Annotated in this window: 7 protein-coding genes; 2 read left to right on the top strand and 5 right to left on the bottom strand. The window is 44.6% G+C overall.

What is annotated here, in order from left to right:
• Positions 1 to 418 precede the first annotated feature (418 nt).
• Together AC27FN_RS05730 and AC27FN_RS05725 are read left to right on the top strand one after the other, a co-directional pair.
• Positions 419 to 2053, top strand: coding sequence for a peptide ABC transporter substrate-binding protein (locus tag AC27FN_RS05730; protein WP_487167048.1), 1635 nt, complete (start codon positions 419 to 421; stop codon positions 2051 to 2053).
• Between the two features lie 93 nt (positions 2054 to 2146).
• Positions 2147 to 3364, top strand: coding sequence for a DUF2075 domain-containing protein (locus tag AC27FN_RS05725; RefSeq protein ID WP_487167047.1), 1218 nt, complete (start codon positions 2147 to 2149; stop codon positions 3362 to 3364).
• A 221-nt stretch (positions 3365 to 3585) separates the two neighbouring features.
• Here AC27FN_RS05725 and AC27FN_RS05720 read toward each other — a convergent pair whose 3' ends face one another.
• The 5 genes from AC27FN_RS05720 to AC27FN_RS05700 form a co-directional block, all read right to left on the bottom strand.
• Positions 3586 to 4443 carry a hypothetical protein gene (locus tag AC27FN_RS05720; protein ID WP_487167046.1) on the bottom strand — a complete coding sequence of 286 codons (858 nt, stop codon included), beginning with the start codon at positions 4441 to 4443 and terminating at the stop codon, positions 3586 to 3588.
• A gap of 1 nt (position 4444) precedes the next feature.
• Positions 4445 to 6352: an ABC transporter ATP-binding protein gene (locus AC27FN_RS05715; RefSeq protein ID WP_487167045.1), complete on the bottom strand. Its 1908-nt coding sequence runs from the start codon at positions 6350 to 6352 to the stop codon at positions 4445 to 4447.
• Entirely contained in the window at positions 6349 to 8085 is a 1737-nt protein-coding gene (locus AC27FN_RS05710; protein ID WP_487167044.1) for an ABC transporter ATP-binding protein, read from the bottom strand. Before AC27FN_RS05710 ends, AC27FN_RS05715 begins: the two co-directional genes overlap by 4 nt.
• Positions 8086 to 8337: 252 nt before the next feature.
• Complete coding sequence (purB, locus tag AC27FN_RS05705; RefSeq protein WP_487167043.1) at positions 8338 to 9639, bottom strand: adenylosuccinate lyase; 1302 nt, start codon at positions 9637 to 9639, stop codon at positions 8338 to 8340.
• Positions 9636 to 10958: an adenylosuccinate synthase gene (locus AC27FN_RS05700; RefSeq protein ID WP_487167042.1), complete on the bottom strand. Its 1323-nt coding sequence runs from the start codon at positions 10956 to 10958 to the stop codon at positions 9636 to 9638. The genes purB and AC27FN_RS05700 overlap by 4 nt, the downstream gene beginning before the upstream one ends.
• Positions 10959 to 11141 lie beyond the last annotated feature (183 nt).

Genomic DNA, 11141 nt, shown 5'->3' with positions numbered 1-11141 from the left:
TGTATTGCTTCGAACCGAAGTTCAAAGACCCTACACATTTGATTCGTCGAAACGTTGTTCAGTTTTCAAAGATCTACTTTGTTGCCATGTGACAACTTAATTAGTGTATCATGCCATCCGTCATGAGTCAAGCAATTAAATGAACATTTTTTTGAAATCTGTTTATCAATTACTTGCTCGTCCGTAACAGCAAGTAATACTATATCAATCCGTTTCATTTGGGTCAAGCATTTTATCAAGAAAATATTCGTCATCCGATCGAAAGTTATCAATATCACACTTGTCACGCAAACTGAATATGATGAATATATGCATTTTAAACACAAAAAATAGCAATAATATTCATATTTGTTTGACTTTACCCCGTTTTATCTTTATATTATGCAAAAATCGTTTTCTGAGGGGAGTACGACAAAACATGAAACTAACTAAAGAACTTGGCCTACTAGTTCTATCGATATGTACACTCACCACATTAGCCGCCTGTGGCAATAAGAATGCTTCAGGACACGCTAATCAGCTTAACCTGATGGCTAGTGGCGAAATGCCAACGTTAGATCCATCATTAGCAACTGACGATGCATCATTAACTGCCTTGTCGAACACTAACGACGGATTATATCGAATCGGTAAAAATGCAAAACCAGAAAACGCATTAGCAACGGCCACCAAAACTTCCACTGACGGTTTAAAATGGACCTTCACGTTGCGTCGGCACGTTAAATGGTCCAATGGCGACCCCGTAACCGCCCAAAATTTTGTGTACGCTTGGCAACGGACTAACGATCCCAAAACGGCATCAGAATTTGCTTATTTATTCAGCGGAGTAAAGAATGCCGATGCAATTCAAGCGGGCAAGGCTTCGGTCAAAAGCTTGGGTATTCGAGCTATTGGCGCACATAAACTCGTCATCACGCTAGAAAAGCCAATTCCATATTTCAAATTATTGCTAGGTTTTCCTGTATTTTTTCCACAAGATCAAAAAGTCGTTGACAAGTATGGGAAGACTTATGGACAAACCTCTAGTCACCAAGTTTTTAATGGACCGTTTAAAGTGACCGGTTATAAAGGAACGAATACCAAATGGGCCTGGGTTAAAAATCCAACCTATTGGGACAAAAAGCACGTCAAGCTCGACCGTATTAACTTCCAAGTCGTTAAAGACGCTAGCACCCAATTGAATTTATACAACTCAAACAAAGCCGACATGACACAACTAACTGGTGACCAGGTGGAACAATATAAGCACAACAAAAACTACATTTACCGACCAGGATCAGCCGTGACCTACTTGCAACTCAACGAAAAATCGGTCCCTGCGCTAAAGAATCAAAAGATCCGCGCCGCGCTATCCTATGCGATTGATCGCCAACAACTGGTCAATAACGTCCTCCAAGATGGTTCAACGGCTGCCAAGACATTCACACCACCAAAGTTGGCTAGCAATCCGACGACCGGACAAGATTTCGCCAAACAAGCGGCTATACCAGGTGCCTTGTCCAAAAACCTCGCCAAAGCTAAGACATTACTCAAACAAGGTGAACAAGAAAGTGGCATTTCTGAACTAAAATTAAGTCTGCTAGCTGGTGACACCGACTCAGATAAGCGTAATGCGCAGTTTATCCAATCCGAATTAGAAAAATTACCCAATGTTAAAATCACCGTTACACCCATGCCTGGTAAAGTTAAACTCGCTCATACCAGTAAAGGGCAATTCCAATTAGCGCTTTCTAGTTGGCTAGCCGACTACAGCGATCCCAACACTTACGCAATCTTTACCAGCGATAATTCCTACAACAATGGCCATTGGTCAAATGAAACTTATGATGAAAATGTTGCCAATGCCGCCGGAAAAAATGCCCTTTCCCCAACCAAACGATTCGATAACCTTGTCACCTCAGACCAAACACTAGTCAAAGACTACGGTGTCCTGCCATTATTTGACGGATCGGTACCCGGTTCTGGGCCTTTCTTACAACGACCTTATGTTAAAGGGATTGTCTATAATTCAGCTGGTATCAACTGGAATTATAAAGCCGCATACGTCAAGTAGCCGCCTTCATTGATAACCTCTGTTAAACAAACCCACTACCATGATGTTTACTGAGGTGTAAAATAACGTAAAACCTTAGTAAGGAAGTTTAATGTGAGTAACCACAATTCAGCACTCGCCAAATTGGCACCAGATCAGCCTTTATCAAAACAACAGTCAGAACTGGTCAACCAAGCACTGGCTTTTTGCACGCAACGAATGCAAACCAAGACGTCAGAACCGGCAATTTTTACGATTCGTGGTGAAACGGGAACCGGCAAAAGTGTCGTTCTCAGTCACCTATTTAACACTTTACAAACGGCCGCTCGGACTGAGCCACAGAGTCCGTTTTATCAAACAACTAATATTTTTCTCGTTAATCATCCCGAGATTCTCAAAGTCTATAAGGAACTCGCCGGTCCTCTACCCAATTTACGCAAGAAAGACTTTGATCGACCGACATCGTTCATCAATCGCTCGCACAAACAGCAGACCCAGGCTGACATAGTGATCGTTGATGAAGCTCACCTCCTGTTATCACGACCCGACCGCTACAATAACTTCGATCAACAAAATCAATTAGGTGAGCTCTTAAAACTCGCTAAAGTCGTCATTATTGTCTTCGACGCTAACCAAGTTCTAAAAACAAAGAGCTTTTGGACGCCGCAACGCTTGCAACAATTGATTGGATCCATTCCACACGCCGATTTCGAACTACGCGAACAGTTTCGCATGCATGCCGACTCGGCGGTGGTTGATTGGATTAACGCCTTTACTAGTCGCCAACTATTGCCCCTGCCACTGCATCAAGATCACTATGATTTGCAAATTTTTGATGATGCTCAAACGATGTATCAAAAAATTCGCGACAAAAATGAACAAATGGGGCTCTCTCGTATCGTTGCTACATCTGGTTATCCCTCTAAACTCGATGGTGGGCAGCACTTTGTCACTGCAGGACGTTTCAAACTACCTTGGGATCAATACAATTACCAAACCACGGCTTGGGCTGAAAAAGCCAGCACCATTGACGAAGTCGGCTCAATTTACACGGTTCAAGGCTTCGATTTAAATTATGTCGGGGTCATTATTGGGCCACCTTTTGGTTATGATCCGGTTAGTGATCAATTAACGGTAGATCCAAGTCGCGTGACCGATCCAGAGGTCTTCAAACGACGCGCTGATTTGTCAGATCCAAAAGAGCGCCAGCAAATTAACGAACAGTTGACGTTAAACGTTCTAAACGTCTTAATGAAACGCGGCGTCCAAGGCTTATATCTGTATGCTAGTCAGCCTGCGTTGCATCAACGTTTACGGGAATTAAGCCAATAAATTAAACGGCGGACTTGTGACATAAGTATGTAAGACGAACGTTGTCTCAATCACGCGCACCAAACTCCGGCCAATTCCGGCCAACATAAATAGCCCTGTTTCCCAAAGTTCGGGAAGCAGGGTTATTTTCGTTGGTACTCGTTGGCAAAGCGGAATTATGTCACGGCTCCTGCCATTTGCTGACTGAATTGAACCAGCCATTTCAGACTAATAGTGAACCATTATTTTTCCATAAACAGATAAATCTTACTAGCTGAGACGCCAAACGTAAATTTCACGCCATTTGAATAGATTGGATGAACTGTCGTATTACCTTTTTTGGCCGCTTTTGTTTGCTTACCAAATTCTTTCATCACTTTCTTGGCATCCGCACCTGTCGTACTAGCCATTAGGGCAAAACTCGTGCCAAATTCTTTTTGCCCTGCTTTGGTCTTGAAAGCCTTAGTTGGCACCATCATCGACGCTGCCATCACTTGACCATCTTGAACATTCATCCGCGTTTGAACAACTTTCGTTCTAACCACGTCATGCAAGCCATTTTTCGGTGTGGTTAATGGCAATAACTGTCCCTTAGCTGCGGTCTTAGCCTGCGCCATCGCAGCTTGCACTTGTGGTTGTAACTGTTGCACGGTCGCCGCCAATTCTGGATTAGGTTGTTGCTTTAACTGCGCGGCAGCTTTTTGTAAAGTTGCGGCTTGCTTTTGCGCAGCTGGAGACATTTTCGAACCTGTCAATGCCTGATTATAAGCTTGTTGCAGGCTTTGATAATTAGCCAGCGGTTTCACCGCCGCTACCTGGACGGTCTGACGATCACCATTGGCACTCAACTTAACTTGCTGGCGCTTGGTGGTACTCGGCACCTGAATGACGAAAGTCCCGTCGTGAACTGTTTGCTTCCGATGCGCTTGTTGATCAATTTGATAGGTCACGGTCTTAGCATTCGTGTGACCTTTAACTGCCGCCACTAACACATTAGCATGGTAAGTTTGTTTCGTCGTTGATAATGAGGTACGGCCACAGCCAGCTAATGCCAGCAAACTAACCGCGGCTGTCACAATCAATAATGAATTTCGTCGCATCTTAGTTAGCCTCCTCGTCCATCGAAATGTTGCCAGAAAATTGACTGTTGTAAAGGTCCGCGTAAAAACCATTAGCAGCCATTAACTCATTATGATTCCCGGTCTCCACGACTGAACCATGATTCATCACGATAATGTTATCCGCATTTTGAATTGTGGATAATCGGTGAGCCACGATAAAGCTCGTTCGGTTGACCAAGAGCTGCTCCATGGCATGTTGAATCTGTACTTCAGTCCGCGTATCCACGGAACTAGTTGCTTCATCCAAAATCAGAATTTCAGGATTGGCCACGAACGCTCTAGCAATCGTTAACAGCTGTCGTTGCCCCTGCGAAATATTGGAAGCTTCTTCATTTAAGATTGTTTGATAGCCATCTGGTAATTTACGAACAAATTCGTCCACATGGGCTGCTTGAGCGGCCGCTAAAATCTCATCATCAGTCGCGTCCTCACGCCCATACTTCAAATTGTCCCAAATTGTGCCGGTAAAGAGCCAGGTATCTTGCAGAACCATCGCAAAGTGTGACCGTAAATCTTCACGAGCTAAATCACGAGTATCGGTGCCGCTTAATCGAATTGACCCGCCGGAAACATCATAGAAGCGTTCCAGTAAGTTAATAATCGTCGTCTTACCAGCACCGGTTGGTCCCACAATTGCCACCTGTTGACCACGCTTAACGGCTAAATTATAGTCAGTCATCAACAGTTCATCGCCGTAACCAAATTTCACATGATCTAATGTGATTAAGTTCGGATCATCTGTTTTCACCGGCAAACCGGACTTCGTATCCGTCATTTCTTCTTCATCAATGACATCAAAGACCCGTTCAGCTGAGGCAATTGTGGACTGAATGGTGTTCAATAAGTTAGCCAACTGCGAAATTGGTTGCGAGAATTGTTGGGTATATTGCAAGAAGGCTTGCACGTTCCCTAAAGTTACGTTCCCATTGGCAACTTGAATCCCACCAACGATCGCAACGAATACATAACCAATGTTGTTAATAAACATCATCAATGGCATGATCACACCGGAAATAAATTGTGCTTTCCAGGCCGCGCCATAGTAGGCTTCATTCTGCTTTTCAAACGTTTCAATCGCCCGGTCTTCACGATTGAAGCTTTTGACGACCTCATGACCCGCGTAATTTTCTTCGACTTCATTATTGATCAAGCCCAAGCTTTTCTGCTGCTGCCCGAAGAAACGCTGTGATCGAGGCGCCACCAGGCCAACAACAACCAAACTCAGTGGAATTGTCACTAAGGCAATCAAGGTCAACTGCCAACTAATTGTAAGCATCATCCACAAAGTTCCCACAAAAGTGACTAAACTCGTGATCGCTTGGGTCAAACTTTGCTGTAACGTACTAGCGATATTATCCATATCATTGACGGCCCGACTCATAATGTCCCCATTGCTGTGGGTATCATAATACTTAATCGGAACCAGACGCATTTTACCCTTAAATTCACGCCGTAATTTATAAACGGTTCGTTGAGAAATACGGGTCATAATATACTGTTGTAAAAAGTTGAAGATCGCCGATGCTAGATACATGATCAACACAACGACAATAATATTCAAAACTTTACCGAAGTTAATTGGAAAGCCATTCATGGGAATGCCGGCTTTTTGTTCAGCAGTTCCCTTCATAATGCCCTTAAAAATTTCTGTCGTGGCTTGTCCTAAAATTTTCGGCGTCCGAATTTGGAAAATAACGGCTGTAATGGCAAAGATTAAGACTAAGACCATTCCTAGCCACCGATCTGACATATACCGTAATAAGCGGCCGAAAGTGCGCCAAAAATGATTCGGTTTTTCAACTAAACCTGGTCCACCATGACCACCGGGGCCATGGCCGCCCATCGGACGTGAAGCTGGCGTTGAACTTTTTGCTTTATTTTCACTCATGATAAGGCCGCCTCCCCTTCACGTAGTTGTGATTTCATAATTTCTTGATAAACAGCGTTGTTTGCCCGGAGTTCATCGTGAGTTCCTTTACCCACTAATTTGCCGTTATCTAACACCAAAATAAGATCGGCATCCGCAACTGTCGCAATCCGTTGAGCGACAATGACAACCACGCTTTGCTGAATTTGCTGATCGGCGCGTAATTGCGCTCGTAAGGCAGCGTCTGTTTTAAAGTCTAACGCTGAAAATGAATCGTCGAAGACATAGACGCTAGCTTGTTTAACCAATGCTCGAGCAATCGCCAATCGCTGCTTTTGACCACCAGAGAAGTTGTCTCCACCTTGCTCAACATGGGCATCCAAGCCGCCCTCTTCTTTGACAAAGTCGGTTGACTGAGCGATGGCTAACGCCTGCCATAAATCATCATCCGTCGCATTTTCATTACCAAACTTCAAATTATCACGAATGGTTCCTGTAAATAAGGTTGCTTTTTGAGGAACCATCGCAACTTCACCGTGTAACTGATGTAAATTTTGCTGGCGCACGTCCACGTCGTTGACTTTAACAGCCCCCTTCTCCACATCGAAGAAACGAGGAATTAAATTAACGAGGGTTGTCTTACCAGAACCCGTACCACCAATGATTGCCACGGTCTGACCCGCGTGGACCTTAAAGTCAATATCCGTCAACGCTGGCTGTTCGGCTTGCTGATAACGGAAATCAACGTGATCAAAGGCCAAGGCTTTCGGCGCTTCGGCTGCTTGATTCGTGGCTTCTTTTGGGTCAGTAATATGACTCTCTAATGAAAGAACTTCCTGAATTCGTGTGGCTGAAGCTGCTGCCCGTGGCAGAAAAGCCATAATCATCGCCAACATCATAAAGCTCATCAAGACCTGCATCGCATAAGTCATAAACGCAATCATGTTCCCAACTTGCATTGTTTGCGAACTAATTAATTGTCCGCCAAACCAGACAATTGCGATATTCGTGCCACTCATGATCAAAGTCATCACGGGAAAAGCAAAGGCGACAATCGTGTTAACTTTGATCGAATTTTGCGTATAGTCTTGGTTGGCAGCTTCAAACCGATCTTGCTCAAATTGATCTTGTCGGAAAGCCCGAATCACTCGCACCCCAGTTAACCCTTCACGAAAGACTAAGTTTAAACGATCGGTTTTCGTCTGCATCGCCCGGAAAAGTGGAATTGCCAGACCCATAATTAATCCAATACAGAGCACTAACACGGGAATGGCGACCACAAAAATCCAAGATAGTTGAGGACTCTTGTTGTAAGCCAAGAAGCTTGCCCCCACCAGCATGATCGGTGCCATGATCATCATCCGCAAAGCCATCATCGTGACGTTTTGAATTTGCACCACGTCGTTAGTAGTCCGCGTAATTAAAGAGGATGTTTCGACTTGATCAAATTCATCATTTGAAAAATTCATTACTTTACGATAGATATCACTTCGTAAATTTTGTCCCAATTTTTGTGACGAGCGTGCTGCTAGCAGCACATTGACGACCGCCGCTCCAACTGAGAGCAATGAAAAAGCAATCATTTCAAAACCAATCCGCCAAATATAACCAATATCCCCCTTGGCGACCCCATTGTTGACGATATCTGACGTCAAACTAGGTAAATTTAGATTGGCAACGACCTGAATAATCATGAAAAAGACCGCCCCGAGAACTGCCCATGATGAAATTCGGCCTCTTGCAATTTTTAGCATTTAGCACGTTCCTCCTGTTTATCAACTATGTAGCTGTGTGTAACGACAGCACGCCATTATACGCTTTTTGTACCGCTTGTAGTCGACTTAATTGTGGATTTCCAAAATTTATCAGATTGATGACGCAATAAAGATCAGTGACACCACAATTTTAACAACCAGCGAGCAGTATAGCACCATTTGTTTCTTACGGAAACTGTTTTAACTAAAAAAACACTTATCAACTGACAAGTGTTTTCTGGGAACGCTATTCTAATCTGTTGGAATGCCCACCCGACTGAAGATTTCATCAACATATTGAACGTGCCGCTGCAGGTCAAATGCCGCTTCAATGGCGCTCGCATCTAAGTGTTCTTTAATGAACCGATCGTCAGTGACCAATTGCTTAAAGGACTGCCCGGTCGTTATTGCTTGATTAGCTAACTGTTGTACGTGATCATAGGCCACCTCACGACTTAGTCCAGTATCAACTAGCGCCAGCAAGACCTGCTGACTAAAGACCAACCCACCGCTCGCGTTAATATTGGTCAACATTTGCCGCTCGTCCACGACAAGTTTGTCCATAATTCGATTAAACCGGTGCAGCATGTAATCTAATAGCGCCGTCGCATCCGGTAAAATGATCCGTTCGGCTGATGAATGAGAAATATCACGTTCATGCCACAACGCAACGTCCTCATAGGCTGTCACCATGTACCCGCGAATAACTCGTGACAAACCCGTGATGTTTTCTGAGCCGATCGGGTTATGTTTATGGGGCATCGCTGACGACCCCTTTTGACCACTGGCAAACGGTTCGGCCACTTCATGAATCTCTGAACGTTGCAGACCGCGAATCTCAGTGGCGTAGGTTTCCAACCCGGTCGCAATTAGTGCTAAGACACTCAGATAATGAGCGTGCAAATCGCGTGGTAGAACTTGGCTGGTGACGGGTTGCGGGCGCAAGCCTAACTGCTGACAAACATCTGCTTCGATCTGTGGTGGGATGTTGGCAAACGTTCCGACCGCACCACTCAATTCACCGACCGCCAGCTCATCACTGACCAATTGAAAGCGATTCAAATCCCGGTTTAGTTCATCCACCCATCGCGCAAGTTTAATTCCTAACGACATTGGTTCTGCCTGTATACCGTGAGTTCGCCCCATCAACATGGTCCTTTTATAGCGTCTAGCTTGCCGAACCAACGTATCGCGTAGCGTTTCCAAATCTGTTTTGATTAAGGCATTAGCGGCCTTTAGTTGTAACGCTTGCGCAGTGTCGACCACATCGGTACTGGTCAAACCATAATGAACCCATTTTCGTTCCGAGCCAAGTGATTCTGATAACATTCGCGTGAAAGCAACGACATCATGATGTGTCTCTGCTTCAATTTCGGCCATCCGCTCCACATTAATCGTTGCGTGCATCCTTAAGGCGTCAACATCAGCCTGAGGAATTTTACCGGCGTCGGCCCACGCTTGGCAAGCAGCGAGTTCAACAGCCAACCACTGCTGTAACTTGTTTTCCTGTGACCAAATTTGCCCCATTTCCGAACGAACGTATCGATCAATCATTCGGACACCGCCATTTCCGCTTCAATGTTCGGCTTTTGCCAAACATCTGCCAAAATCATCGTTTGTTCGCGGTCAGGTCCGACCGACAAGGTCGCTAACTTCGTGCCAACTAGTTCAACCACGCGTTGCACATAGCGTTGTGCGTTCACAGGCAGATCTTCAAATCGCTGACACTGCGTAATATCTTCTGTCCATCCTGGCAAGGTCTCATAAACTGGTTGGCATCTTAACAAGGCTTCACGGCCAGCCGGATACCGGTCAATCCGTTCACCATCCAAGTCATAAGCAACACAGATTTTTAGCTCTGGTAAACCAGTCAAAACATCGAGACAGTTCAGGGCTAAATAGTCCAAACCTGATACCCGTCGTGCATGACGTAAGACAACCGTATCAAGCCAGCCGATACGCCGAGGACGCTTAGTCACCGTGCCATATTCATGACCGACTTCGCGAATTTGATCGCCAATTTGATCATGCAATTCAGTAGGGAACGGACCATCCCCCACGCGAGACGTATAGGCTTTTGCGGCACCCACGACGGCCATTACCTTATTCGGTCCAAGACCACTACCGATGGTCACGCCACCGGCGATTGGGTTCGAAGACGTTACATAAGGATATGTGCCATGATCAATGTCTAGCATCACACCTTGCGCCCCTTCAAACAAGACGCGTTCACCTTTAGTCAAAGCTTCATCGATAACCACCGACGTATCCGTTACATACGGCGCCAAGCGCTTTGCATAACCAACATAGTCTTGGTAGATCGTGTTAAAGTCCAGTGGTTGTGCGTCGTAGACCTTCGCCAGTAAGTTATTTTTAACAATTAAATTACGTTGCAATAATGTTTTAAACGTTTCCGGCTCAAGCAGGTCAGCCACACGAATACCAATCCGTGATGCCTTATCCATGTAGGCTGGCCCGATTCCTTTATTAGTCGTGCCAATTTTATGACCCTGTTTACTTGTCTCTTCACAATGGTCTTGCAAAATATGATACGGAAAAATGAGATGCGCTCGATCAGAAATCCGTAAATTATCAGTCTTAATGCCCCGTTCATGTAAATAATCAATTTCAGCTAACAAGGTCTTCGGGTTCAGCACAACCCCATTACCGATCAAACATAATTTATCAGCTTCAAAAATACCGGATGGCAACAATTGGAGTTGATATCGATCACCAGCAAAAGTGATGGTGTGACCTGCGTTGTCACCACCTTGATACCGTGAGATCATGTCAGCGCGTTGACTAACGAAATCTGTAATCTTTCCTTTTCCTTCATCGCCCCATTGACTACCAACAATCACAACTGCTGTCATTTTTTCACCTCAACGTTTTATTTTCGAACAACAAGGTTGAGTTTAACGTATATCGTTCAGTTTATCAACAAAAATCGAACGAACTAATTAGTTTCAATTTAGAACGTTCTTTTATATTCCAAAAACATTTGACTTGCATCGTAAAAACGCTTATCTTAGTTTCCGTTGCCGAACTTTACAACG

The sequence above is a fragment of the Furfurilactobacillus sp. W61-4 genome (genome assembly GCF_057545565.1).
This window is presented reverse-complemented; position numbering and strand designations above follow the sequence as displayed.